This is a genomic window from Paludibaculum fermentans (assembly GCF_051172195.1).
Lineage (GTDB): Bacteria > Acidobacteriota > Terriglobia > Bryobacterales > Bryobacteraceae > Paludibaculum > Paludibaculum fermentans_A.
The window spans coordinates 487560-511566 of the sequence record NZ_JBPJAQ010000001.1; the positions used below are offsets into that span (position 1 = coordinate 487560).

A 24007-nucleotide genomic window follows, 5' to 3' on the forward strand; every position below is an offset into this window, starting at 1 on the left:
AGGTCGCGCTGGTAGCCCGTCGCTTTGGCTCCGGGACTGGGACTTGGCCGGGCTTGGCCCGTCGCTTTGGCTCCGGGAGGGGATGGGTGGTTGGGTTTGATGCCTCGCGGAGAGGGGATTGGGGGGTTCGGGGCTGGGTGGGGTTTGTCGCGGAGGATGCGCTGGTAGCCCGTCGCTTTGGCTCCGGGAGTTGGGCTTGGCTGGGCTTGGCCCGTCGCTTTGGCTCCGGGAGTGGATGGGCGGTTGGGTTTGATGCCTCGCGGAGAGGGGATTGGGCCGGGTTAGCCCGTCGCTGACGCTCGGGGACTGGGTGCGCAGCTTCATCTCGTTTGGCGGCTCGGAGGGGCATGCGGGACTCCATTCCGGCCGGGGTTCGCAGCGCGGTGGGGACCACTCCCTGACGGTCGTGGTTCGTTGCAGGGGTGTCCGCTTTGGTGGGCGGGCTTGGTTTGCGGGACTGGTTCAGGTAGCGGAGGCTTAGGCCGGGGACGGTGGGGGGGCGGATGGCTTTTACTGCCTGGGGCGCTGGGACGGGTCTTACGGCTCGGAAGCCGCGGCCTCTCAGGAGGAGTTGCAGGCCCGGGTTCATTGAGGTGGTGTTGGGACTGCCGGTGGTTGAGGACTCTCGCTCGGATTTACACGATGGGGCGGCCTGGACTGATACGGCTATGGGCTTGGCGGAGCCGGCCACGGAGGCCAGGAGGGTTTCGACCCTGGCGGGGAGGGATGCCTGATGGGCTTCGTCTCCTATGAGATAGGGGAAGATCGACTTCTGAATGGCCCGGATGCGGACGCAGATCCAGGCGTGGTAGCGGCCCAGGGCCTGGACTACGTCGCCTTGTTTCCCGCGGATCCAGAGGGAGGCGTTGGGGATGATTCCATCGTTGACCCGGAGGGCTTCGGCCCACAGCTTGCCTTCGAGTTGGAAGAGGCGGCGTTCGTGACCGCGGAGCATAAAGCGGTGGACGAGGAGGGCCCGGAAGCGCAGGTCGGCGATGTCCGCCGTTTCCTCGAGCGCCCTGCGGTAGAGGAGGTCCTCGATGTCCTGGGGGAGGCGGTGGAAGCCGGCATAGAGGTTGTGACGGCTGGCGTTTTGGGCGACACGGCGCTTGCCTTCGGGCGTGCGGGGGCCGGTCGATTTTTGGGCGTTGGCGCGATTGGCGGCGAGGCGGCGCTCGGAGATGGGTTGCTTTGTCATGGTGGTGGTTCGCTGGCGCTGGGATTCAGCGGGCCTTTCTCCTCGTCACTCGAAGACTGAGGTGGGCGCGCAACAGCAGGCGGGCGCTGTTCGACCGCGTGAGCAGTCCTCGAGTGCCCACCTCGTTCTTGCCAGCCTGTCCCGACCCAATTCGTCTTTCCATACATCTCCTTGGCCGGGATTGTAGTTGATGAGGTCCAAAGAAACTGGATTCCGGACTAGCGACGTCCAGACGGTAAGATATTGCTAATCAATGATTTACGTGGAATTTTGCGATTTTTTGAAAGCCTGTGACCGCGTTCGAACTGAGGCTGGATTTGGGGTAGAACTCCAGGCACAGGTGAAGATCCCATCAAATCCCGGCCGGTTTGCTGTATTTCCCCAGGTAGGGTCTAATGAGGCGGGGGTGATCGCGCCCGCCAATCCACTCCGACGAACCAATCGCAGGGGCGGACGCCAAGGGGAACGGATCCGATATGACGCAATTGCTGAAGATGGCGCTGATTGTCCTATTGGCCGCGCCTGCCGGGGTGTCGTTCGCCCAGGAGGCCGCTTCGGAAGCACCGATCCGAGCCATCGTGGCGGATCAGGTCTTGGCCTGGAATGCGGGGAGTGGGCGAGACTATGCCCGGCATCTCGCGCCGGAGGCCTCGTTCACAAATCTGTATGGGATGGTCTTATACGGTGCGCCCGCATTCGCGAAGCGACACACAGAGATCCTGAACACCTTCTACAAAGGCACCACGAAACACCACACAATCCGTCGCATTCGCTTCGTGGCACCTGACGTGGCAATCGTCGATATCGACAACGAGGTGCGCGGCGTCACGGCCATGCCGGGCGGGATTGTCGTCCCAGCCGATGGCGTGATGAAGACGCAATTGATGGAAGTGTTCGTACGGCGCGAGGGACGGTGGTGGGTCGAGGCCTATCACAACGTTGACGTCAAGCCATCGAAATGACCGTGACTGGATTGTCGAGTCAGGTGTCTCCCATCACGGATGCTACAAACCATCCAGCGAGGAAGACTTGACCTGGACCGTTAGCGCCTGCCGGCCCGCAAGAGACAGCTTTTCTGCGGACCGAAGCAGTCCCTCCAGGACGTGAGGTCGCTCCAGCGCGCCCTTGGCCTCCACCGGTACGGCGATCACGCGGTATTCTCCGGGCGGCAGTCCTTCAAACCGGAACTGCCCGTCCTCGTCCCCTTCCGTCGAGCGGATGCCCGAGAACACATCCGTGCCCAACGGCGAGGGCGACAGAACCACCCACGGCCGGAAAGCCCTCTGATTGTGATTGGAGACGATCCCGGTCACTGCGCCAGCCTGGTCGTCCACCACCAGTTCCACGGCATGGGCCAACGCATAGGGGTTCAGCGAAAGGTTCTGCCCGTTCACGGGCGCCTTGTTGTACATCACAGCCCGCAGGCAATGCGTCGGCGGGATCCCCGAGATGTCGAGGAGATAGTCTCCGAGAGCGGCTCCCTGGAATCGAAAGCGCCCATCGCCGCTGACCTGGACAGGGGCATGCTCCACGACCCAGTTCCGGGACTTAAGCAGGATGCGAATCTGCGTCGTGTCCAACTCAGCCGAACCCCGAACGGAGACCTGTCCCTCAATGGTCACTCCCGGCTCCAATGCCAGCGAGACAGATATGTTCTCGCGGCCGATGGTGAGCTCGGCGGACCCCTTGGCCCCCACTCCGCGAAGCTCCAGCCGATGCGCTCCCGGGGCGAGGCCCCGCAGAAGAAAACCCGTTCCACAGGGGACTTTCCCTGCCAGAGTGCCCGCTGAAGGCGTCAAGGGGCTGAGGACGTGCACGTTCACCAACTCCCCCTCCTGGCAGGAGGCTTTTGGAATGATCACCCGGGCACGATACTTCGCCGTCCTGCGCACCTCAATGCTGCCCATATCGATCTCCGCCCTGGATCCGGCGTGGATCGGCAAAACGGCATCCAATCCCGAGCCGCCGGGCCAATAGGTCCAGTCGTAGTCGGAATCAACGACCTCGATGTCTTTCTCAGAGAACTCCGTGACCAACTTTTCCTGTCCGAAGGCCCGAAGTTCAGGCGTGCGATCCATTTCCATGGCCGAGCGCATTCGTGGTCCCAGGGCAACGACGTAATCACCGGGAGGGAGCCCACGCACCGTGAAGCGCCCGTCCGCGCCGGTGAGAGCGCTCTGGCCCGGCAACAGCACCCCCTTCCCGGCGAAGAAGCTGTAGCCCTGTGCGATCACGGCAAGGCCGGAGACAGGTTTCTGTGTCTCTCTCTCCAGGACGACGCCCGAGACCTGCGCCGGACGTCCAAGCCGGAAGCGTAGCGATCTCGTTGGGTGAGCCTTGCTGAGAGCAACGGTGGCGCGAGTGTGCAGCCGCTCTTCGAACGATCCTCCCGGAGAATAGCCGGCTTTGCGGACGCTCACCTGATAAGTTCCCGGTTGGGTCACAAGGAACTGAAAAACGCCCATCCCATCGGTCTGCGTGGCCGCCACTTTCTCCCTGGGCGCAAGCGACGACACAGCGTCGCCAGCCATGGACTCAAGCGTAACTTCCACTCCATCCAGTCCGCGATTCAGGCCCGACTCGGTGACTTCTCCAGAGATCTTGAACCGGACCCCAGCACTTTCATCAGGGCTTTCCTGTGCGTAACAAAGCGGAATGAGCACCCATATGAAGACCGTCGCAAGTGGATTTCTCACGCCCCCTTACCTCCGTCCAGAAGATCCGAACCAACAAAAGGCCAACGACGAACCATCGCCTCGACAGGCCCTGATTTCGAATCGAATGTACCGTCGTGGATTGTCGCGTCCTTACCGAATTTTCGCATTTGCTACGACGACGTGACAGATCGGCAGCCAATGCTGAGGTAAATTTTGCGACTGCTGACAGTGCGGCTTTTCAAATGAGTGAAAGGGTGGCGCTGCGGTATGGGAGGAAAGCAATTTGCAGTCGCGGCGAGTCCGCACCGCGCCAAGTGTCCAGGATGCGGTGGACCTGGGCGCCGAGAATCGCGCGCGAACTCGCGACCGACGCCGATAAAAGAGCTCTCGTCTTAGCCGGTGTGGTCGTGACGAACGGCGCCCGCAACGGCGGAGTGCAAGGCGCGATCATCCAGTTTGCAGGCCGCGGCGGTACGGCCACTCGTCCGCTGCCCCGGACGGCGGTATAGGCGGCGATGCGTTCGGCCTCGAGGTGTGGACAGCTACGGAAGAGTACGCGGGTCTGCCTGGCCAGGCGATGGATGAAGTCGAGGTCGTCTCTCTTGCGGTGCGCGGCCCGGCGGCGCGGGCCTTGGCGCTGTGGTCCGCCTTGGCTTTGCTCGGAGATGGGTTGCTTCGTCATGGTGGAGGTTCCCGGCACTCGTTGTCGGCGCGGTTTGCTCCTGAGCTCTGCGCGGGTGGCCTGGCTGGGACACCGGGGATGGGCGTTATCTGCGGACGTGACGGGTCCGCGAGCCAGCACACCGTTCGTTCGAGCTTGTTCCGAGCCTCTTCGTCGTCTCATATATCTCCTTGGCTGGGATTGTAGTGGACGAGGTCCAAAGAAGTGGCTACCGGGGGAGATGGAGCAGCCTCGGTAAGTTTAAGAGGGTCAGATGGTTAACGGATACTTCAGTTTATTTTGAAAGCAAGTGACCGGGTTTGAGCGGGGGCTGGGTTACGGGTGGAATCGGGGATGGGCAGGCGGTATGGGACGGTCTGGCCGTAGTGTTGAGGTGGTTGGTTGCTGGTTTCCGGACTCGGACTTTCGCCCTCCCCGCTGGAAGCGGAGAGCGGCAGCGGCCGCGCCGCGGTCACTCGGTGAGGTCGCGGCCCTTGCGCTCCTGGCCCAGGCAGGAAGCTATGGTGGCCAGAAGCAGGGCGATGCCCGCGGTGATTGCCATGGCGTTGGAATAGGGCATGTGCTCCGCCGCTACGGCCTGGATATAGACGATTGCGCTGGAGGCCAGGGCCCCCATCTGGTAGGCGAAGCCGGGCAGCGAGCCTCGGACCGAACTGGGCGCGAGTTCGGCCAGATGAGCGGGAATCACACCCCAGGCGCCCTGCACCAGGAACTGCATGACCCAGGCGGCCGCGATAGTGAGGGCCAGGGTCGGCGCGAACGCCCACAGGGGGACGATCAGGACGGCCAGGCCAAAGGCTACAGCCATGGAACGGCGGCGGCCGATGCGATCGGAGAGGTAGCCGATCAACAAGGCGCCGATCAAGGTTCCGGTCAACGCCAAGGCAGAGACCGCGGACCGGGTGGTTGGCAGAAGGTGCCATTTCCGCTGGAGGAAGGTGGGGAACATATCCACGGTGGCGTGCCCCGCCAGGTTCAAGGCCGCGAGCAGGCCCACCATCGAGAACAGCAGCGTCCGATGGCGATAGAGTTCCGCCAGGATCTCCCGGACGGTCCGCTTCTTCTGGACCTGCCAAACCTCCGATTCGGACACGCGCAGGCGAATCACGAGGCAGAGAAGCGCCGGCAGCCCTCCAATGAAGAAGAGCGGGCGCCAGCCCCACTTGTCGAAGAAGAAGTAGTAACAGCCGGCGGCGAGCAGGTTGCCCATGGCGTAGCCTTGCTGCAACAAGCCCGAGACCAAGCCGCGGCGCGCCGTGGGCGTCTTTTCCATCACGAGCGAGGCGCCAACGCCCCACTCTCCGCCTAAACCAATCCCGAACAAGGCGCGCAACGCGAGGAAGGTGCCGTAGCTCGGCGCGAAGGCGGTGAGGATTTCCACCACGGAATAGAAGATGAGGTCGACCATCAACGGCAACCGGCGGCCGAACCGGTCAGCGAGCAGACCAAAGAGGATTGCCCCCAGAGGCCGAAAGGCGAGTGTCAGTGTGATGGCCAGAGCTATATCGGAGTCCTTCCGGTGGAACTCTTCGGCAATGGCGGTCAGGCAATACACCACCAGAAAGAAGTCGAAGGAATCGAGAGCCCAACCGAGGTACCCGGTGAGGACCGAGAACCGATAGCCGGCTGTCGGGGTAGAGGCTCGCGGGGACTCGGCCGGGGCGGCAGAGTCGGGAGCGATGAGACCGGACACATTCTGGGACAAGATGTTTTCCTCTCTGCTTTCGGGGGGAGATGAGGCCTGGCCTTTATCAATGCAACCGGAAAAATGTGGCGCCAGAGTCTACCAGGGGCACAGACGGGCGATTCGGAGAATGATCAGAAGCGCAAGCAAGCCGCCTCAATACAGTGACTTACGTGACTACATCGAAGTCAGCCAAAAAGCATCCCGGAACACTGGAGCCTGGCCCCTACCGCCGCTATGCTGATCCCACGATGGCAGCCGCCGGGTCAGACATGAGCCGCTGAATCGTGGATCCCAACCAGAAGGAGCGATGATGAAACCCACACGAAGAGACATCCTTCAGTACTCGGCGCTCGGCGCCGTCCTGCAGCAGAGTGTTTTCTCCCAGACTCGAAAATCCGCCGGTCCGGCGAAGTATCTGATCCTTGCCTGTGACGGCGGGGGCATGCGCGGATACCTGTCCTCCCTGATCCTGCAGCGCCTGAACAGCGAGTGCGGCATCCTGGGTGAAGCGAATGGCAATGTCGATCTTTACGCGGGGACGTCCACGGGCGGTTTGATCGCCCTGGGATTGGCGCAGGGAAAGAGCATTGACGACGTCGTGACGCTGTACCAGAATGCAGGCGCACAGATCTTCTCTCCGCTCGGCGTGCAACTCACATGCGCCGGCGCGGTGGCCGGCTGCACAAGCCCGATCCAAAACGATCCGGCAAATGGGGATACAGCGTCGGCGAAGGAACTATTCCAGGCGCTATTCGACAACATTGGAGATCCGTCGCTGTTATCGGTACTCGAGGCCTTCATTCCGGAAGACCCCGTGCTCTCCTCGCTGCCTTCCAAGGTGATGGTCGCGACCTTCCAACTGGCGGATCCCGCCGCCAATCCGGCAATCTGGAGCCCGTTGGTTATCGATAACTTCGACGGCTCCGCTGGAGCAAACACCCGGCTCTTTGATGCCGCATTGGCCACGTCCGCGGCGCCGGTCTACTTTCCTCCCTATTGCCATCCCCAGTTCGGGTGGTGCAGCGACGGCGGCCTGTTTGCGAACAATCCCGCGGCATTGGCGGTGAGCCTTGCGATTCAGCAGGGCCGATCGCTTTCCAACATCGCGGTTCTATCGATTGGAACAGGCAAGACGAGCGCGAACATCGTGCCAACTCTGAGCGACCGGCTCTGTTTTGGAGTCAACCGTTGGGCCTCACTGAAGGGACACGACTCCACGCCGACCTTCCCGCTACTGAATGCGATGATGGATGGGGTTTCCGACAGCACCCACGCCTTGTGCAGTCAGCTGCTCGGAGGCGGCGGTCCGAACGGCAGGTACATGCGGCTCAACCCCGCGCTGCCGGCATCGGTCGCGCTGGATGACTATTCGCCAGAGACGATGCAGATGTTTGAGCAGACGGCCGAAGCGTACTTCGATTCACCGGATTGGGCCCAGGTTGTGCAGTGGGCGAAAAGCACCTTCGTGAAACTCACGCCCGTGCGAGGCTCCCGGGTTCCGCCCGCACTGATTGGATGACCGGCTCACGAACGTGGGCATGAACCGTCCGCATGCTGTTGAATCTGAATTCGAGTGGTATGGGCACATCAGGGACGCATTCCTGATTCGTGCCGGCAATATTTTGATGGGGAACCAAGCCAGATTCGGCACTGGGCGGTGACGGCCCTTGGAAGCGAGCAGGCTCCAGTGCAGCAGCCTTGCCAGGATGGAGGTACTCCCGTCCGTAACGCCGCGGGACACTTGCGTGATCCGTCCTTCATCCTGGTAATGAAAATGTTGCCATTGATGCCGACGCCCGGGCCGGCGGGCCTGAGCGCGATGGTGGCGCTGCCGGCCCGCGCGGTGGGCGAGAAGGGCTGAAACCGGGCACCTGGCGATGCCAGCGGTTGAGGGAACTCCCTGGTCTCAGACCAGCGGCTGGGACCGGCCGGGCGAATCGAATTCAGGTTCGTGGGCTGAACGGGCCGCCGGTTTGCGCTTTCGGCGGAGCAGCCCGACCAACCCAAGCCCGGTTGCCATGGCGAGCCAGGTGGCCGGCTCGGGTACTGGCGCTTGTGATGGCTCAATGATGGTCCAGGTTCCGGGTACATTGCTGCGCCCGTAGAACGCCCCATGTGTGCCGTCGTTGAGTATGAGCAGGTCTGAGCCGCCGGTGGCTGAATTCCTCGTAAGGACGCTGGTGGGCGGATTCTGGTTGGACTGGCCATCGAGATAGACGAGCCAATAGGACGCGTCGGGCGAGAGTTGCAGGGTAGCGAGGTTGTTGGGGTTGCCCACGATTTGGAATTGAGTTGCACCATTTCGGAGGGACGCCAAGCCGACGGGGAGGCAACTGCCGGAGGTGCTCCCGAGCGAGTTGAGGTCCAGACAGAACGGGGTGGAAGGGGCGGGTATTGCACCCAGCACATTAAACTCCAGGGTGAGGCTTCCCGACAGGCATTGGACTGAGCTGCAGTTCAGGCCGTCGTTTGAAAAAGCTGCGCTGTTGTACTGGAGGATGAAACTCGCTTTCGCGGTGGGCGTAGTGAGGCTGATGGCCATCAGGCAGACGAGCAGTGGGATCCAACTCCACAGTCTCCGCGTGATTCCCGGTCTCTGGATGTGTTCGGCAAGGGCAGGCATTGTCTTGGTCCTTTCTGGTTTGTTCAGGTTTGAAGTGGGTTGAGCTCTTCGTGGTGAAGGTGCTGTCAGGAACGACTTTCGCCGATCCTGTTGCGGCGCTACATGGGTGGGGCCTGATTCCTGGCTGCTTTCTCCATGCGCGGCTAAACCATACGTGGAATTGAAGTTAGAGTGCTGTATTCGCGCGCGGCGCGACGCTGAGGGAGGCGGGTTGGCGCCAGAATCACCGGGCGGCGCGTCGTGGCCCCACCTAGACGGCACGCATCTTCCGGGCCGCCGACGGTAGCTATTGCCCGTTTGGGGGACCACGCAGGAAGGCGCCCGCGCCTTGCCAGCCGAGCAGACCCGGGCGAACCGGAGATCCATCGATCACTGATTAACGCTGCTGAGAGCATCGGGCAGGAACAGCAAATACCCCTATTGCCGTGGGGTTTGTGTTGCGCGCACCGACGGCCGAAGAGAGCGGATCCAATTGGCGAGCGCGTATGCGGAACTCGTGCCGCGGCAGTCATCTCGCGCGCATGGAGAGGACGGAACTCCGATCAGGGGGGCGACAACTTTGGCGACATGGTGGAAGCTGGCGCCGCCGCAGTTCTGGCTATGTCCAGGTGATCGCGGAGCCTATTTCCGGAATGCGGCGTGCGCCAGTGCTCGTAGCACAGGAGTGATAGGATTTACGCAGCCAGCGACAGGGAAGCCCACTTCGAGCCCTGGGCCGGCGAAGCGAGAGGCTGGTGATCTATGAGCGATGGAGTTTCGAGAAGGCATATCTTCTTTGGCGCCCTGCTGGCAGGTGGCGTACCGGCCGGCGGGTTCGGCAGTGTGCCGTCGTTGCGCGCGCTTGGCTACAAGCCGTTCTATGACAAGCTCAACGTGGCCACTATCGGGTGCGGCGGACAAGGGGGCGTGGACCTCAACGATGCCGCGGCGACCGAGAACATTGCCGCGCTCTGCGACGTGGACGAGGCGCGGGCGGCCGATTCGTTCAACCGGTATGGCAAGGCTCCGAAGTACAAAGACTACCGGGTGATGTTGGACAAGGAAGGCAAGAACATTGATGCCTGCATCGTGGCCGTCCCGGATTTCATGCACGCCACGATCGCCCTGGCGTGCATGCAGCAGGGCAAGCATGTTTATGTCGAAAAGCCGCTGACCAGGACTCCGTGGGAGGCCCGTTTGTTGCGCGACGCGGCCGCGAAGTATAAGGTCGCGACGCAGATGGGCAACCAGGGTTTTTCTCACGAATGCCACCGTGTGGCCGCTGAGATTGTCTGGTCCGGCGAGATCGGCGAGGTTCGAGAGGCGCATGTCGCGACCTCACCGAGCACGTATCCGACGGAACTGACACAGTTGCCACCGCCCAAGGACGTCCCCAAGACGCTGGACTGGAATCTGTGGCTGGGCAATGCAGCGGCGCGCCCGTTCAGCGATTGGTACATACCGTACAACTGGCGCGGTTTTTACGATTTTGGAACGGGACAGATTGGCAACTGGGCGACGCATACGGCCGGGCCAGTGCATACCGCACTGCAACTGGGCGCGCCGGAGAGTGTGGAGTGCGTCAGCCAGACAGGAAAGAGCAAGTACACCTACCCGACTGGGGGCGTGGTGCGGCTGGACTTCCCGGCGAGGGGACCGTTGCCACCGGTTTCGGTCTACTACCACGAGGCGGCCCGGCCTTCCGACCCCGGGGCCTTCCGGGTACCCGGGATGGAGGATGAGACGATTTTGCCTCCGCCCGACAACCTGGCCGACAAAGGCCGGCCGACGGGCAACGGCAGGGGCGGGTTTGGGGGTGGGCGAGGTCCGGGAGGAGGCGCCGGAGGTCCCGGTGGGCGTGCCTTCCCCGCGGATGGTCCACCGAGGGGCGCAGGCGGCCCGGGAGTGTTGGTTTTCCAGGGCTCTCAAATCGTGACGTCGGCCTCACAGCAGGCTCCTCGAGGAGGGTCCCCGCGCGGCGTGCTGGCGGGCAACGGGTCGGTGCTGGTCGGGAGTAAAGGCGTGTTGGCCACGAGTAATCGCGGCGAAGGCGTGTGGCTGCTGCCTTCCGCGAGGTGGAAGGAGTACAAGCTTCCGCCGCAGCTGCTGACTCGCTCCCCAGGTCACATGCTGGACTGGGTCCGCGCGTGCAAGGGCGGTGACCCGTCCTGTTCCGACTTCAGCGTGACAGCGCCCTACGCGGAGTGGCTGGCGCTGGTGTGCATTGCCTGGCGCGTCCCAGGAAAACTGCTGTGGGACAGCAGGAATACGCGGTTTACGAACAGCGAAGAGGCGAACCAGCTGGTCAGGCCGTTATTCCGTCGAGGATCGGACTTGAAGCTGTGATGGCGCGAGAGCAAGGGGATCGTATGAATCTGACAAGGCGTGAACTGGGCCTGCTCGGGCTGGGCGCTGTCTCAACGGGCAGAGCGTTCGGAGCGGCCAAGCCCAACTCCAAATTCGGCGGCGTCCAGATTGGAGCCAACGTGCCGTATATCTTTCGCGGCATGCCAGGCGGAGCGGACGACATCCTCAAGTACTGCCTGGAGCCGACAATCAGCCTGAGTGCGCTGGAGCTGCGGTCGCGGCCGGTAGAGGACTCGCTGGGCGCGCCGGCGCCCGCGGGCAGGCCGGGTTTTCCGGGTGGAATGCCAGGTGGCGGCCGGAGCGCGGCGCCAGGTGGAGTCCCGAGTGGCGCCCCCCCGCCAGGCGGACGACCGCCGCTGACGCCGGAACAGCAGGCAGAGCGGAAGGCTGCGACGGAAGGCCTCAGAAAATGGAGGCTCTCGCAGTCGATGAGCGGGTTCCGCGACTTCCGGCGGAAGTACGAGGACGCCGGTGTGCTGATCCAGATCGTGAAGTTCGATGGAGTTGACGGGTTCACAGACGATGAACTCGATTATTCCTTCCAGTTGGCGCGCGAACTGGGCGCGAACGCGATTTCCTGTGAGATTCCCGTCAGCACGACCAAGCGAGTGGGGGCCTTCGCGGAGAAGCACAAGATGATGGTGGGCTACCACGGGCACGGCAACCTGACGGATCCGGAGGCCTTCGGCCGTCTCGAGTCGTGGGAGCAGGCGTTCTCCTATTCGAAGTACAACGGCGCCAACGTGGACATCGGCCACTTTTTCGCCGCGAACGGTTTTTCGCCCGCCAAGTGGATCAAGCAGAACCATGGTCGGGTGACTCACGTGCACCTGAAGGATCGGAAGGCGAATAACGGCCCGAACGTGCCATGGGGTGAGGGCGATACCCCACTGAAAGAAATACTCCAGATGATGAAAGCGGAGAAGTACGCTTTTCAGGCAACTATCGAGATGGAGCATCCGGTTCCGCAGGGATCTTCCGCTCTGGCCGAGCTGGCGAAATGCGTGGAGTACTGCCGAGGTGTTTTGGCTTAGCTGCTGGTTTGGGCTGAGCTTAGCGCGCTGCACGAGGCTAGCGGCCGTAGAGTCCTGCGACGGCGCCGGACTTGTCGATGTAGACCACTCCCGGCTGCTGCCGGAGCAGGCGAATTCGAAGCTGCGCAAACAGGCCTTGCCAGGTGAAGAGCTCGTACTCCATGACAGGCGCCAGGCCATCAGAGAAGCGCCCGATGGAGGAATTGCCGAAGACGTTCAGCGCCCGACTGCCGGTCCGGTCGATGTAGGTGCAGACGGAGTTGCAGGCTACCGCGAGTCCTTCCGAGAAGTCCCCTACGCTGCGGAACTGAGGGGGGATTACCTGCCGCCCGGTGGTGTCGATGTAGCCCCATTGCCATCCTTGCTGCACCCTGGCCAGACCATCGTGGAAGTCGCCCACATACTGGTATTGCGGCGCGATTGCGACACGGCCTGTTCTGTCGAGAAAGCCGTAATGCTCGCCAACCCGGAAGCTCGCCAGCCCTGCGGAGAAGTCCCCAACGGACTCAGTCGTGACCGGGAAGGCGATGTGACCGTGCCGGTTGATGACCGCATGCTTTGCCCGGGAGAAATCATGGCACTCTTCCAGGCAAACGGTGGACAAGCCTTCGTGGAATTCGTCCGCATAGCTGAACCGCGGGGGGATCACGATGCTTCCCTGCCTATCGATGAAGCCGAACTTGCCGTCGTCGGCGCGAGCGAAACCGCATGGATTCTCATAGGGCGGGTTGAAGACGTACAGGGGCGCGGTGTCCCTGGTGAATTGCGTCCTGTTGCCGCGATAGTCGAAGGTGATGGTGGTCCAGACATAGATCCGCGCCAATCCCTGGTGAAACTCCCCCGCACCCTGGAACCGCGGCTGGATCGCCATGTTGCCGCGGGTGTCGATGTAGCCCCACAGGCGTCCGAGCCGGACCGGGGCCAGTTCCTCCAGGAAATCGCGAGCGTCGTCGAAGCGGGCCGGGATCACTAACTGGTCCCGCTCGTTGACGAAACCGACTTTGCCGTTCAGGCGGACCGCGGCGAGCCCGTGGAAGAAGTCGCGGGCCTCGTCGAAGCGGGGTGCAATGACGACGTTCCCACCGCGGTCCATGTAGCCGAATTTGCCGGCACGATAGATCTTGAAGAGAGGACCGGCTCCGGGCCGCTTCGAGAGATCGTCCGTGTACGAGCAGGCCCAGCAGGCGGCGATGCTCCAGGTGGCGAGGGTGATGGCCCGGCTGATCATCAGTGATTCAGACACCTGCGCGGGACGGTGAGTTCCCTGGTGGAGCTGCCGGGGCGGACCAGTGACGCGCGGGCGCCGGCGGATCCGTATTCTCTGGCAGAGTCCTGGGAAAGCCTCTGGCGCGTTCTGGTAAGGATGCAGATTCTGGATTTTCGAGGGGGCGGAGCTGAAGCTCCGCGCAGGATAAATCCTGCCCCACAAGACAGTTTCTGGCCTTCCGGACAGATCCTGGCCTACCGGACAGATCCTGGCCCGCAGGGTTCTTGTGAGATTGTTTTTGCGACGGCCTGTAAGGTGTTGCAACGGCGGTACGGGCTATTCTGGAAGTAGCGCTTGCCTATCGTGATTCCAGATTCCGAAGTGACCATGACCTTTGTTCGCGCTTCCGGCCCGGGCGGCCAGAATGTCAACAAGGTCTCTACTGCCGTCGAACTGCGTTTCGATGCGAGACAATCGCGGTCGCTGCCCGCCGACGTACGGCAGCGCCTGCTGGCGTTAGCCGGCAGCCGGGCTACGCAGGACGGGGTGATCATCATCATGTCCCGCGTGCACCGGACGCAGGAGGCGAATCGAGCGGAAGCCCGGGCACGACTGGATGAACTGGTTGCCCGCGCTCAGGTTGTGCCGAAGATCCGGCGCCCCAGCCGGCCTACGTTCGGATCCAAAGTTCGGCGGCTGACAGAAAAATCGCAGCGAGCTTCCGCCAAGAAACTGCGCGGCCGGGCTGACGAAGACTGAGTGGGCTGATCGGCTGTCTCGTGAGGAATTCCAGCTGCGGAGTTCGCCCAGGAGCCCCGGCGTCCATACGGTCACGGCTGTGAGTTAATGGGCGTCCAGTGGCGGGTAGCTGGCCGGCGGGCGGTTGAAAGTGACTTGGGCGACCGCGGTCCAGGGCACGTACTCGGGCCGCTGCTGACCCGAGGCGAAGATCAGAATGCCGGCATTCGCCTTGCCGAGGTCGCCCGCACGTTCCAGGTGGAGTTCCCGGCCACTATGCAACGTCACGGTGGCGTGTTGCGCGGCGGGCTCATCGGGGCCGGGCAGCACGACCGAGGCGATCATAGCGAAGGGGATGGTGTAGTCCACGCCCCTGGAGGGTGCGTCGAGCGTCTCAGTGAACTCGCTTTCGTCCAGGTCGTAGACCAGACGGCCCACGAGATGGCGGCCGTCGCGGGTGGTGACGGTGCCGGTGAGCGGGCCGCCCGGGGGAAAGTCGCCGTAGGCCGGTCCGCCGGCTCCGGGGCTGAACTCGAGGCGCTCGAAGGAGTCCCAGGAGACCAGGACCCGGCCGTAGCGTGGGTCGTCGACGTAGACTCCGCGATTCTCCTGGCCGACTGCGCGGGTGCCTGAGAGCACGAGATCGCCGCCGTCGAGGAGAATCACCCGAGTGCTGTCGCTGGAGTGTCGGGCGATGGAGCGGATGGCGGAGAACGGGATTGAGCGGTCCCCCGCGGCGGTGTGGCCGGCAAGTTCGTCGGAGCCGAGGCACTGCTGCCTGTCCCATTCGACGAAGCCGCTGAACTCCTCGCCCTGGCGAGTGCGCACGGTGCCGTGCAGTTGGTTGGGGGCGGGACCATTCTCCTGACGGGCCTCTTGACCGGCCCCGGGACTGGGGCGGAGATCGATGGCGCGAATACGGAGGCTGTCGAGGTCCACAACGCCATGCGCGGCGTCCCACACGCGCACGCCGTCGTCGAAGTCGCTGGCCGAGAAGCGGTCGAGTTCGAAGGCGGTGCCGCTCTTGAGCGTTATGCGCACGTCGCGGCCACTGGCCTCGATGCGGGCGATGTCGCCGAAGCGGGCCATGAAGAGCCGGTTGAGGTCGACGGGGCGTTCGCGGCTGGCGACCTGGAGTCCAAAGATCCGGAAAGGCTGGCGTTCCATGGGTAACTGGCCGGGCGGGATGTGGACCACCCAGGGGTTCGCCTTCTTCGCGCCATTGAAGTAGTCGCCCCAGAACGCCTCCTCGCCGCCGCCCCAGCGGAGCCGGCCCTGGTAGGCGGCCCCATCCACGGTGGTGACGAGGCCATAGAGGAAGCTGGGGTGCGCCGGTCCTGCGGATGCGGTGGGGGGTGGAAAAGCGGAGCGGGTGGCGGAGGCCGGCGGACCAGAGCGAAGGTTCTGCCGGAGTACGCGGAGGCCGACCAGGAGGGCCAGAAGCGCGAGGGCGGCGGCGAGCACCCCGGCCGTGCGACCAGTCTTCAAAGCTGGGGCTCCACGACAGAGACTAGTCGAAAGCTGTGAACGCCTGATTGCCCTCTCATTGCAATGTACTTTATCATGCAAAGTCGACCAGAAGCAAGATCAGAGAAACGCAGCTGAGGGGCGCGGGCAGACAGGCCGGAGACATGTGGCGCTTATGAGGATGGGGGCCTCAGCGGGCGACCGTCAGCTTGGTCCCATAGGGTGGGAGGAATTTCGGCTTCTCCGCGTTTGCGGGCGAGGCGGAGAGCAGCACCACTGTCTTGCCCCGTAAGGCGTCCAGCACGGTGAGCACTGCCTGGAACGGCACACGGGCGTCGGCCTTGACGTAGACGGTCTCCGCGCTCAAGCGGCTGAGGGCAGCGGGCTCAGAGCGTTGGATGCCGGCAAATATTGTCCCGTCGGCCGTGATGGCGACGACGGTGGTATCCGGTTCGTCGGCGGCGCGCATCTCGACTGCGTGATCGGCCACGGCCATCTGAACGGAAACGCCTTTGCGGAGTGCGGGCTTGGGCGCCTCCTGAGCGGCGGCCAGACAGGCCAGAATGGATCCAGCTATAAAAACTGCAAGTAACCGTTTCATCGCGTTGACTCCTTATCAGCTGATGACTTCGTACAGCCCCAGACTGTTAGCCGTGCTCGATGCGTGCCTTGATATCAGCGTAGGCGACCTCAATGAGCGTGGCCAGGGCTGCCTCGCTGGTGGCCGTGCCCGGCCTGAGCTTCACATGGCGCATATATTTGCCAGCGCCCTGTAACAAGCGGCCGGGATCCGGCAAGGAAGCGCCTTGAAAGAACCCGACGTTCACGTGCGAAGTGAAGACATTGACGTAGGCGAAGGGCACATCGCCCAGGCAGGCTACGGGGCAGCCGTCGTGCACCAGCTCGCGCACTTCGTCCCCGCAGTTTCGTAGCACCTGGAACCATTGACGCGCGATGGTTCCCAATTCGCCTGCGTGTTCGTCCAGCCACGCTTCGATTGCGGGATGGCGTTCGACAGCACCATTGAATCGCAGTAGATCCGTCTTCATGGCCGCTCCACTTTCCGGCCTCGGGCGCCGTTATGGATTACTTTCGCATGCGGAACGGGGCGGGTGGAGTTGCGGGAGCGGAGGTTCCACGATGGGGTGCCGACCGGGATTCCCGCCATTCAGAGAGCCTCAGGGCTTGCCTGCGATGCCCGTTCCCGTTGCTGCCGGGCGTCGCGCAGCCACTGGGCCAGTTTCTCGTCGTTCGCTGCGACGGCGGCCCAGCCTTCGGCCGTGGCGTTCCAGCGATAGTCCCGGATGGTCATGTCGATGCCGCGATCGATGAGGAACTGCATGGCCTGGTAGTTCCGGTGCCAGACGAGCTCATGCAGGATGCTGGCGGGCTCGTGCGAGCACCAGTTGGTGTTGATGTCGGCCCCGTGCGCAAGGAGAAAGTCTGCAACCTCGAAGTGGTTGTTGAGAACCGCCCAGGCGAGGGCGGTGTCGAGGATCCTCTGCTCATTCGGTTCTCCGCTGCCGAACCAGGCGTGCAGGTCCTGACGATAGTGGCCGTTATTCGCGGGGAAGTGATGGGTGAGGTCGCCCAAGGCGAGCTGGCCCTCGGCGTTGAACCAGCGTTTGACCCGGCCCAGGTCGCCATTGCCGGCGGCGTGGGGCAGATCGTCCGGCACGGGCCAGATGCGCAGCAGGAGGGGCAGCAGATGGGTTTTCACATAGGTGAAGGCAAACTCGATGGCCTGCGATGGCGGTGGCAGGCGGGTGTGCAGGATGGCGGGATCGAGGGTCAAGAAGGTTTCCAGCAAGTTTGCGCGGTCGTTCAGGACGGCCACCTCGATCCATCTGGCCTGGAACTGCAGGCCTGCTGTGGAGAGCAGCCAGGGTTCGCGGCGCAGGAGGTCGACGAAGGTGGTGGTGTCGCCGTCGCGCATCGCGTGATCGACTTGTTGGCTGACAAAAGCGTTCCAGGGCTCGAAGGGATCGGGAGTGTGGACTTCCGGCTTGTGCTCGAGGAAGTACTGAACGAACGCAGAACGCCCGGGTCCGGCATCGATTTGATGGCCCAATCCATCGTCGAGAGTGATTGCCGCGTCCAACAGCAGAGCCGCTGAGGACGGTTGCTGGAGGTGGCAGGCATACATGAATGCTTCGTTGACAGCGGCCAGATCGGCGGCGCTCGTATTGAGGCTGGCGCGAACCGCATCGACGTCGCCGAGGGCGGCCAGGAACTTGAGGGTTGGCGGAAGAAGGCCCCTGCGGTGGAAGAGGTCGAGCAGCCGCCTGGCTCGGGCACGGAGGAGTCCTTCAGCTATCGACGGAGCAACGACGGCTCCGGCGTCGAGCAGGAGTTCCGCACAGGCCAGGCGGGTGAAATGCTCTTCATGGGAGGGATCTCCGCTGTCGCCGTAGGAACTGGTGGCCATTGCGAGCAGGCCTCCGTCGTCATCGGCTGTCTGCCACGACAACAGGGCCGGGTATTCGGAGAGCAAGCGCCGGAGAGCTTCGAGGTCGTTGTCGTGGATGATGCGGCGAGCTTGGGCCGCGGCCCATTCGAGCCCGCGGCCGAGGCGCCGTTCCACCTCCTTGACCAGGTCTGGCCAGCCGGGAAAGCCATACTCTCGTGCGAGCACGAGTTGGGCAGCGCGCTGAGAGAGAGGGAATGAGGTTTGCGGTTGCTGGGCACGCGCCCGGGCGAGGGCAGCAGCATCGCCGGCAGCGGTGTCTCGTGCAAGCTTTTTGGCTTGCTTGCGAAGGGATTCGAGGGAGGGGCGAGCGGGCAGCTCGGAGGTAGGCATGGCAATCTCCTTTCGTGAGTGCCTGTGACCCGCTGAGACAGGCTGAAAGAAGATTCGAAGCACACTGGCTGAATCGGAAGCAGGTGGGAGTGATTCCCTTGCCGCGGGCCGGTGGCGCCCTGTCGCGCACTGCCGTCAGTATTGCGGCTTGCGGAAATCCTGTCAAGCGAAGGGTTGCGGTGGGGGAGGCAGGAGTGCTGCTATGATTGGCCCCATTCCAGCGGCCCTGGGGGCCGCACGGAGGGGTGCCGATGACGAGCGCAACACTGTCCCTGCCCACCGCGAGCCAGGCGCGGATTCCGATGTGGCTGAAGCTGGTGTACACGGCGTTCATGGCCGTGCTGGTGCCCGTGTACTGGCACGACTACGGGCCGACGAACTTCCTGTATTTCTGCGACATGTGCCTGTTCCTGACGCTGGCCGGGATGTGGCTGGAGAATGCGCTGCTGGTGAGCATTCCGACGGTGGGCATCCTGTTGCCGCAGGTGGTGTGGGTAGCGGATTTCGCGGGGCACCTGGTGGGGTTGTCGCTGGTGGGCATGACGGACTATATGTTTGACGCGGGTCACTCGTTGTTCCTGCGCAGCCTGTCGCTGTTCCACGGGTGGCTGCCGTTCCTGCTGGTCTACCTGGTTTACCGGCTGGGCTATCATCCCAAGGCGCTGCCGTACTGGTGTTCGCTGGCGTGGGTGCTGATGCTGCTGTGCTATTTCGTGATGCCGAAGCCCGGAGACCCGCTGCCAACCCCTTTGACTCCGGTGAATATCAACTACGTCTACGGGCCCAGCGAGACGAAGATGCAGACGTGGATGCCGGAGGCAGCATGGTTTGCGCTGCTGATGATCGGGCTGCCGGTGCTGGTGTGGTGGCCGACGCACCTGGGGTTGAAGAAGTGGTGCCGTCCGGCGCGTTGAAACAGGCTGCGAAGCGGCGTGAATTTGGGACTGCCGATCAGGTTTTGCGTGTCGCCGGATGCTAGATTTCTCTTCAGAGAGGGACTTGCAGAGATGGCTGAGAGAGACAAACGCGAAGCGGAACGTCTGTCCGCCGTTGTTCTGGAATCCCTGGATGAGGAGAGCGTCAAAGGCAAGCTGCCGAGGCGCGCGCTGCGCAGCAGGACGCAGTTTTATCGTCTGTTCCGGGCCCTGATCGAGGAGACTCCGGAGGCGATGAGAAGGCGGTTGTTGCTGGAGCGGGCGGCGTGGCAGGTGAGCCGTACGAGGCTCTCAGTGACGGAGATCGCCCTGGAAGCCGGCTACGGCTCGCTGGAGGCGTTCACCCGGGCCTTTCGCAAAGCGTTTCGCGTCTCGCCGAGCCTGTACCGGCGGATGGGGGCGCAACCGATTCACCTGCCGGCGCCGAATGGATTCCATTTCTGCGCGCCGGGATCCAAATCTGAAGGAGCACTGGCAATGGACCTGTTCGATCGTTTCTCGGGCACGGATACGTGGCATACCAAGAAGCTGCTGGAAGCGGCAGCGACGTTGACGGACGCGCAGTTGGACAAACGGCTGGGCCATCCGGCGAAGCTGTTGCCGTGGGAGAAGGAGCCGGAGAGTTTGCGGGCGGTATTGGAGCGGCTGGTGTACACGAAGGAGGTGTGGGCCGCCGCGCTGTTAGGGGGTGAGATGCCGGAGGAGAAGAAGGGGAAGGAGGACCTGACCGCGGCGGCGCTGCTGGCCCGGTTTGAGAAAGCGGACGGCGACTACCTGCGGGCCTTGGCGGAGGTGAGGAAGAGGGGCGGGTGGGACGACACCTTCATCGATGCGTTGTGCGAACCGGCGGAGACGTTCACGTTTGGCGGGATGTTCGCGCATGTGATCACGTTCAACACGTACCGGCGGCTGTCGGCGCTGGGCATGCTGCGGGACCTGGGTGTGAAGGTGGAAGGGTTCGGCTGCCCGACGGAGTATGAGATGGCCGTGGCGCCGTGGCGGCCGGTGGAGGTTGCGCGGTAGGGCGCGGAGAGGGAAAGGCCTGAGGCGAGCACGTCCTGGTAGCGGGCTTGGCGGCGGTTTGAAGGCTCAGCCGGACTGCCGAGCCCCGGTTCCCAGCTTGCGCCAGGCCCGGGGGCTCATGCCGAATTCGGCCCGGAAGTTGCGGTTGAAATTGGAGACGTCGCCGAAGCCGCAATCGAGGGCGATGTCGACGACCTTGGCGGGCTGGGTGCTGAGGCGGAGGGCGGCACGGCGCAGGCGCTGCCGGAGCAGGAACTGGTGCGGTGTGACTCCGGCGACCTCCTGAAATGTCCTGAGGAAGTGAAACGGGCTGAGGCGGGCTTCGCCGGCCAGGGCGGTGAGGTCGTGTGGCGCATCGGGATCGTTCTCGATGGCGCGGAGGATGCGAGCGACACGCGCGATTGCAGCAGGACCCGCGCTGCCGGACGCCTGGGAGTGACCGCGATCGAGTTGGACGGCCTGGGCCGCGAGTTCGACTCCGAGTTCTTCCCAAGAGGGTCCAGGGGCTCCGGCGAGAAGGGCGGAAGCCTGGGCGATGAGTGGCGAGAGGGGACGGACCGGCGGCAGACGCATGGACTGGAAGTGCGGCTGGGCATCCAGGCGATCGAAGCGAGCGGGCGAGTAAGAGAACGAGATGCAGCGGTCGCCGGTGCCATGTTCGTGGCTGCACTCGAAGCTGCGGCCGGCGCTGCCGAGCATGAGGGACCCGGGGGTGAGCAGCTCGCGGCCGGCGTGCGAGCGGTAGAGAAAGCTGCCGGCGGCGACGATGGCGATGGAGACGGACGAGTGCCGCTCTTCGAACGGGCGGTCGCGGGGGCCCAGGGTGCAGACGATTTCGGAGACAGACCAGCCGTCTCCGCGGGCGAGCACCTGCGCCTGGGGTGGGGTGACACCGGGATTGGATCTCGCCGCAATTTTCGCCAAGATTCGGCTCCCTCTGCCGCCTTACAACACTAGTATGACAGTCAAAAACACCGAAACACAGGCGATTGCCCTACTCTTGACGGGCCGGTTGGCAGAGACCGGCGAGAAGCTGGCGGCACTGGCCAGGGAGTACCCCGAAGCTCAGTTCGAGACCGCTCCGGCGGCGGGCGCCCGTACGTTTGGAGACGTGCTGCGCCACGTGGCGTTCTGGAATCTGTACCTGGCGGAGACGGTGCGGGGCAAGAAGGCAGACGGGGCGGCGAACGAGCTGCCGAAGTCTGAATACGGGACGAAGGTGCTGGCGATCCGGGGTCTGACGGAGAGCACAAATGACGCAGTGGGGGCGCTGCGTGAACTGAAGAACGGACTGGATGCGGAAAAGGCGGCCCAGGCGGAAGGGATCGTCGAGCATGTCTGCGAGCACTACGGGCAACTGGCGGTGTATGCGCGGCTGGCCGGAGTGGTGCCGCCCGCGTCGCGGAGTTAGGAGGGAAAAATCTGGAGGGCGAGTTTCTGGCCAAACGGGTGAAGTAACTGAGGTGTGACGCCAGGCCGCTTCCGGCCCCGGGAGCGGCGCTGGCGACTCAGGCAAACACCTGATCCGGGCTGGAATTCTATCGGCGTCCGTGGAGGACGGGCAGGGTCTGGTCGATGGACAGACATGCGGGTTTTCCATCTTGCCCTGATGTGTGTTGCATGCGGAACGGCCTCTCTGCTTTACGGGCAGAGCATGCCGGGCGCTCCAGTTTCCGAGAAGGCAGGCGCGACGCGCCTGGCCCAGGCCGCGACAGCTCCGGCTGCCTTGGCGGCGCCTCCGGCGGAGCGCAGTGCCTTGCGGCTGAACAGCCTCTCGGCCGGGGAGCAGGTGGTGAAACCGAGGGGTTTTGCGCGGCAGACGGGTGTGGTGCGCGCGGTCGAAGGGCTGGATCCGGCGAAACTGGACTGGACTGTCCTGCAGGACGGCCGGCAGGACGGCCGTTTGCTGGTGGAATCGGCTGGCGCGGTGAAGTTGCGGGTTCATTTCTCGAACTTTGACGCTGGCCAGGGCGAGGTATGGTTGCGGCGCGGCGACGGAACGGTCGCAGGCGGTCCCTACACAGGCAAAGGTCCGTATGGAGACGGCGACTTCTGGTCGGATCCGGTGGACGGCTCGCAGTTGCAGGTGGAATGGGTGGGCGTCCAGGACGATCAACCGGCGTTCCGCATTGACCGGGTGTCGCACCAATGGCCGCTGGCGTCGGGCAGTGACGATCCGATGTACTGCCAGCTGGACGTGTCGTGCTATTCGGAGTACTCGAATGCCGCCAAAGCTATAGCCAACCTGGACTTCGTGGCCGACGACGGCGGAGTCTACATCTGTTCGGGCGAACTGGTGAACAGCAAGCGGTCGACGTTTGCGCCCCTATTCCTGACGGCGAATCACTGCATGAGTACGGAGACGGAAGTGCGGTCGATGGTGACTTACTGGAACTACCAGACTTCCAAGTGTGAGGGTCCGGCCCCGGAGCGGGCGTCGTCGCTGCAGATCAGCGGGGGGACCATGCTTTCGAGCTATGCGGCCATCGGCGGGGATTTCACGTTGATTCAATTGCCGAAGGCTCCGGCCGGGGCATTCCTGCTGGGCTGGAGCGCCACGGATCCGGCGGTCGGTGCGAAAGTTGCGGCCATCCATCATCCGGGCCTGCCGCCAACCAGTTGGAAACGCATCGCTTTCGGGACGCGCGACTCCGACCAGAAGGGTGCGATGTACCTGGATAGCGAATTGTTCCCATTGGATAACTTTCTGCAATTCGCCGAGACGGGCGGACGTGTGCAGCAGGGTTCCTCCGGCTCGCCGCTGTTGAACGAAAACCAGCAGGTTGTGGGTGTGTTGTCTTATGGTTACGTCCCAACGGACGGGGGCAGCTACTGCGACATTACGGGGGCGGCCGCCTATGGCAAGTTCTCGTTGATCTACCCGATGATCCGGGAGTTTCTGGAAGAAGTACCAGCCCCGGCGCTGAAGGTGAGCAAGGCGAAGCTGAGCTTTGCGGTGGCGGATGGCGTGGCGCAGGAGCCGTCGAGGCAAGCCGTGGTGATCACGACGGATTCGACGACGCCGCGCGGTTTCCAGATCAGCACGGGTGCGTCGTGGCTGGCTCCTTCAGTATGGACGGGGACAGTGAGTGCGGATCAACCGGTGACGGTGGAGTTTTTTGCGGCTCCGCCGGCGCTGCCGGTGCCTGGGACGTTCAATACGACGGCTACGGTGGCGATGGGGCCGGTGACGGCGGCATCACTGCCGGTGACTCCGGTATCGATTGCGGCCACAGCGACCGTGACTTCCCGCAAGCCGGTGGTGACCGCGGCGGTGTTGCCGAATCCGGTGGTGGCGCATACGCCGGGGCAGGATGGCACCAATTTTGAGTTCCAACTGCTGGTGGAAGAGAAGGCCGGCTACCCGGTGCGGATCAGTTCGCTGAAGATCGACGGCGTGGTCTATTCAGACCACATCAAGGATCTGCTGGGGGCGACAGACCTGGCGGCAAACGGGTCGATCCAGGCGACGATCAAGGCGAATCTGCAGCCGTCGCAGGCAGACCGTTTCATCGAACTGAGCGGATTCTCGCCGACGACGGGTGCGCGTTGGAGCGCGAAGGCGACGACGAAGTTCCTGCCGCTGACCCCGGAAGAATAGGCGGAATGC

General features: G+C 63.5%; 20 protein-coding genes. 10 read left to right on the forward strand and 10 right to left on the reverse strand.

Going from position 1 to position 24007, the window contains the following annotated elements:
* Window positions 1-733 precede the first annotated feature (733 nt).
* A complete protein-coding gene (locus tag ACR9Y2_RS01985) occupies window positions 734-1258 on the forward strand; it encodes a hypothetical protein (protein ID WP_435039344.1) in 525 nt (174 codons plus the stop codon).
* A 416-nt stretch (window positions 1259-1674) separates the two neighbouring features.
* Window positions 1675-2160, forward strand: coding sequence for an SgcJ/EcaC family oxidoreductase (locus ACR9Y2_RS01990; RefSeq protein ID WP_435039345.1), 486 nt, complete (start codon window positions 1675-1677; stop codon window positions 2158-2160).
* A gap of 42 nt (window positions 2161-2202) precedes the next feature.
* Here ACR9Y2_RS01990 and ACR9Y2_RS01995 read toward each other — a convergent pair whose 3' ends face one another.
* The 3 genes from ACR9Y2_RS01995 to ACR9Y2_RS02005 form a co-directional block, all read right to left on the reverse strand.
* The gene (locus ACR9Y2_RS01995) at window positions 2203-3729 is read right to left on the reverse strand and encodes a hypothetical protein (protein ID WP_435039346.1); all 1527 of its coding nucleotides are present in this window, start codon (window positions 3727-3729) and stop codon (window positions 2203-2205) included.
* A 364-nt stretch (window positions 3730-4093) separates the two neighbouring features.
* The gene (locus ACR9Y2_RS02000) at window positions 4094-4537 is read right to left on the reverse strand and encodes a hypothetical protein (RefSeq protein ID WP_435039347.1); all 444 of its coding nucleotides are present in this window, start codon (window positions 4535-4537) and stop codon (window positions 4094-4096) included.
* A 451-nt stretch (window positions 4538-4988) separates the two neighbouring features.
* Window positions 4989-6242, reverse strand: coding sequence for an MFS transporter (locus ACR9Y2_RS02005; protein WP_435039348.1), 1254 nt, complete (start codon window positions 6240-6242; stop codon window positions 4989-4991).
* Between the two features lie 289 nt (window positions 6243-6531).
* Here ACR9Y2_RS02005 and ACR9Y2_RS02010 point away from each other — a divergent pair, with 289 nt between their 5' ends.
* Window positions 6532-7743, forward strand: a complete 1212-nt coding sequence (locus tag ACR9Y2_RS02010; RefSeq protein ID WP_435039349.1) for a patatin-like phospholipase family protein — start codon at window positions 6532-6534, stop codon at window positions 7741-7743.
* 387 nt (window positions 7744-8130) lie between these two features.
* Here the strand turns inward: ACR9Y2_RS02010 and ACR9Y2_RS02015 are convergent, their stop codons facing one another.
* Window positions 8131-8847 carry a PEP-CTERM sorting domain-containing protein gene (locus ACR9Y2_RS02015; RefSeq protein ID WP_435039350.1) on the reverse strand — a complete coding sequence of 239 codons (717 nt, stop codon included), beginning with the start codon at window positions 8845-8847 and terminating at the stop codon, window positions 8131-8133.
* 741 nt (window positions 8848-9588) lie between these two features.
* Here ACR9Y2_RS02015 and ACR9Y2_RS02020 point away from each other — a divergent pair.
* Together ACR9Y2_RS02020 and ACR9Y2_RS02025 are read left to right on the forward strand one after the other, a co-directional pair.
* Window positions 9589-11172, forward strand: a complete 1584-nt coding sequence (locus ACR9Y2_RS02020) for a Gfo/Idh/MocA family protein (protein WP_435039351.1) — start codon at window positions 9589-9591, stop codon at window positions 11170-11172.
* A 23-nt stretch (window positions 11173-11195) separates the two neighbouring features.
* Complete coding sequence (locus tag ACR9Y2_RS02025) at window positions 11196-12227, forward strand: sugar phosphate isomerase/epimerase family protein (protein WP_435039352.1); 1032 nt, start codon at window positions 11196-11198, stop codon at window positions 12225-12227.
* A 37-nt stretch (window positions 12228-12264) separates the two neighbouring features.
* Here the strand turns inward: ACR9Y2_RS02025 and ACR9Y2_RS02030 are convergent, their stop codons facing one another.
* Window positions 12265-13455, reverse strand: coding sequence for a WG repeat-containing protein (locus ACR9Y2_RS02030; RefSeq protein ID WP_435039353.1), 1191 nt, complete (start codon window positions 13453-13455; stop codon window positions 12265-12267).
* A gap of 333 nt (window positions 13456-13788) precedes the next feature.
* Between ACR9Y2_RS02030 and arfB the strand changes: the two genes are divergently transcribed.
* A complete protein-coding gene (arfB, locus tag ACR9Y2_RS02035) occupies window positions 13789-14193 on the forward strand; it encodes an alternative ribosome rescue aminoacyl-tRNA hydrolase ArfB (protein WP_435039354.1) in 405 nt (134 codons plus the stop codon).
* 84 nt (window positions 14194-14277) lie between these two features.
* Here the strand turns inward: arfB and ACR9Y2_RS02040 are convergent, their stop codons facing one another.
* The 4 genes from ACR9Y2_RS02040 to ACR9Y2_RS02055 all read right to left on the reverse strand — a co-directional run bounded on the left by ACR9Y2_RS02040 (window position 14278) and on the right by ACR9Y2_RS02055 (window position 18439).
* A complete protein-coding gene (locus ACR9Y2_RS02040; protein ID WP_435039355.1) occupies window positions 14278-15660 on the reverse strand; it encodes a hypothetical protein in 1383 nt (460 codons plus the stop codon).
* A gap of 169 nt (window positions 15661-15829) precedes the next feature.
* The gene (locus ACR9Y2_RS02045; RefSeq protein ID WP_435039356.1) at window positions 15830-16240 is read right to left on the reverse strand and encodes an ExbD/TolR family protein; all 411 of its coding nucleotides are present in this window, start codon (window positions 16238-16240) and stop codon (window positions 15830-15832) included.
* 46 nt (window positions 16241-16286) lie between these two features.
* Window positions 16287-16688, reverse strand: coding sequence for a DUF1801 domain-containing protein (locus tag ACR9Y2_RS02050; protein ID WP_435039357.1), 402 nt, complete (start codon window positions 16686-16688; stop codon window positions 16287-16289).
* A 119-nt stretch (window positions 16689-16807) separates the two neighbouring features.
* On the reverse strand, window positions 16808-18439 hold the full coding sequence (locus tag ACR9Y2_RS02055) for an ankyrin repeat domain-containing protein (RefSeq protein ID WP_435039358.1): 1632 nt from the start codon (window positions 18437-18439) through the stop codon (window positions 16808-16810).
* Between the two features lie 251 nt (window positions 18440-18690).
* Here ACR9Y2_RS02055 and ACR9Y2_RS02060 point away from each other — a divergent pair, with 251 nt between their 5' ends.
* Complete coding sequence (locus tag ACR9Y2_RS02060; protein ID WP_435039359.1) at window positions 18691-19353, forward strand: hypothetical protein; 663 nt, start codon at window positions 18691-18693, stop codon at window positions 19351-19353.
* A 93-nt stretch (window positions 19354-19446) separates the two neighbouring features.
* Window positions 19447-20397: a helix-turn-helix domain-containing protein gene (locus ACR9Y2_RS02065; protein WP_435039360.1), complete on the forward strand. Its 951-nt coding sequence runs from the start codon at window positions 19447-19449 to the stop codon at window positions 20395-20397.
* A 66-nt stretch (window positions 20398-20463) separates the two neighbouring features.
* Here ACR9Y2_RS02065 and ACR9Y2_RS02070 read toward each other — a convergent pair whose 3' ends face one another.
* Window positions 20464-21321: a helix-turn-helix domain-containing protein gene (locus ACR9Y2_RS02070; protein WP_435039361.1), complete on the reverse strand. Its 858-nt coding sequence runs from the start codon at window positions 21319-21321 to the stop codon at window positions 20464-20466.
* A gap of 34 nt (window positions 21322-21355) precedes the next feature.
* Here ACR9Y2_RS02070 and ACR9Y2_RS02075 point away from each other — a divergent pair, with 34 nt between their 5' ends.
* The gene (locus ACR9Y2_RS02075; RefSeq protein WP_435039362.1) at window positions 21356-21808 is read left to right on the forward strand and encodes a DinB family protein; all 453 of its coding nucleotides are present in this window, start codon (window positions 21356-21358) and stop codon (window positions 21806-21808) included.
* Window positions 21809-22051: 243 nt separating this feature from the next.
* Window positions 22052-23998 (forward strand): trypsin-like serine peptidase, encoded by a 1947-nt coding sequence (locus tag ACR9Y2_RS02080; protein WP_435039363.1) that lies wholly within the window; start codon window positions 22052-22054, stop codon window positions 23996-23998.
* Window positions 23999-24007: the final 9 nt, after the last annotated feature.

What these genes read in the sequence shown, in the direction of transcription:
- ACR9Y2_RS01985 (WP_435039344.1), top strand. Translation starts at nt 734, where the DNA reads ATGGGCTTCGTCTCCTATGAGATAGGGGAAGATCGACTTCTGAATGGC.
- ACR9Y2_RS01990 (WP_435039345.1), top strand. Translation starts at nt 1,675, where the DNA reads ATGACGCAATTGCTGAAGATGGCGCTGATTGTCCTATTGGCCGCGCCT.
- ACR9Y2_RS01995 (WP_435039346.1), bottom strand. Translation starts at nt 3,729, where the DNA reads ATGGCTGGCGACGCTGTGTCGTCGCTTGCGCCCAGGGAGAAAGTGGCG.
- ACR9Y2_RS02000 (WP_435039347.1), bottom strand. Translation starts at nt 4,537, where the DNA reads ATGACGAAGCAACCCATCTCCGAGCAAAGCCAAGGCGGACCACAGCGC.
- ACR9Y2_RS02010 (WP_435039349.1), top strand. Translation starts at nt 6,532, where the DNA reads ATGATGAAACCCACACGAAGAGACATCCTTCAGTACTCGGCGCTCGGC.
- ACR9Y2_RS02015 (WP_435039350.1), bottom strand. Translation starts at nt 8,847, where the DNA reads ATGCCTGCCCTTGCCGAACACATCCAGAGACCGGGAATCACGCGGAGA.
- ACR9Y2_RS02020 (WP_435039351.1), top strand. Translation starts at nt 9,589, where the DNA reads ATGAGCGATGGAGTTTCGAGAAGGCATATCTTCTTTGGCGCCCTGCTG.
- ACR9Y2_RS02025 (WP_435039352.1), top strand. Translation starts at nt 11,196, where the DNA reads ATGAATCTGACAAGGCGTGAACTGGGCCTGCTCGGGCTGGGCGCTGTC.
- ACR9Y2_RS02030 (WP_435039353.1), bottom strand. Translation starts at nt 13,455, where the DNA reads ATGATCAGCCGGGCCATCACCCTCGCCACCTGGAGCATCGCCGCCTGC.
- ACR9Y2_RS02045 (WP_435039356.1), bottom strand. Translation starts at nt 16,240, where the DNA reads ATGAAACGGTTACTTGCAGTTTTTATAGCTGGATCCATTCTGGCCTGT.
- ACR9Y2_RS02050 (WP_435039357.1), bottom strand. Translation starts at nt 16,688, where the DNA reads ATGAAGACGGATCTACTGCGATTCAATGGTGCTGTCGAACGCCATCCC.
- ACR9Y2_RS02055 (WP_435039358.1), bottom strand. Translation starts at nt 18,439, where the DNA reads ATGCCTACCTCCGAGCTGCCCGCTCGCCCCTCCCTCGAATCCCTTCGC.
- ACR9Y2_RS02060 (WP_435039359.1), top strand. Translation starts at nt 18,691, where the DNA reads ATGACGAGCGCAACACTGTCCCTGCCCACCGCGAGCCAGGCGCGGATT.
- ACR9Y2_RS02065 (WP_435039360.1), top strand. Translation starts at nt 19,447, where the DNA reads ATGGCTGAGAGAGACAAACGCGAAGCGGAACGTCTGTCCGCCGTTGTT.
- ACR9Y2_RS02075 (WP_435039362.1), top strand. Translation starts at nt 21,356, where the DNA reads ATGACAGTCAAAAACACCGAAACACAGGCGATTGCCCTACTCTTGACG.
- ACR9Y2_RS02080 (WP_435039363.1), top strand. Translation starts at nt 22,052, where the DNA reads ATGCCGGGCGCTCCAGTTTCCGAGAAGGCAGGCGCGACGCGCCTGGCC.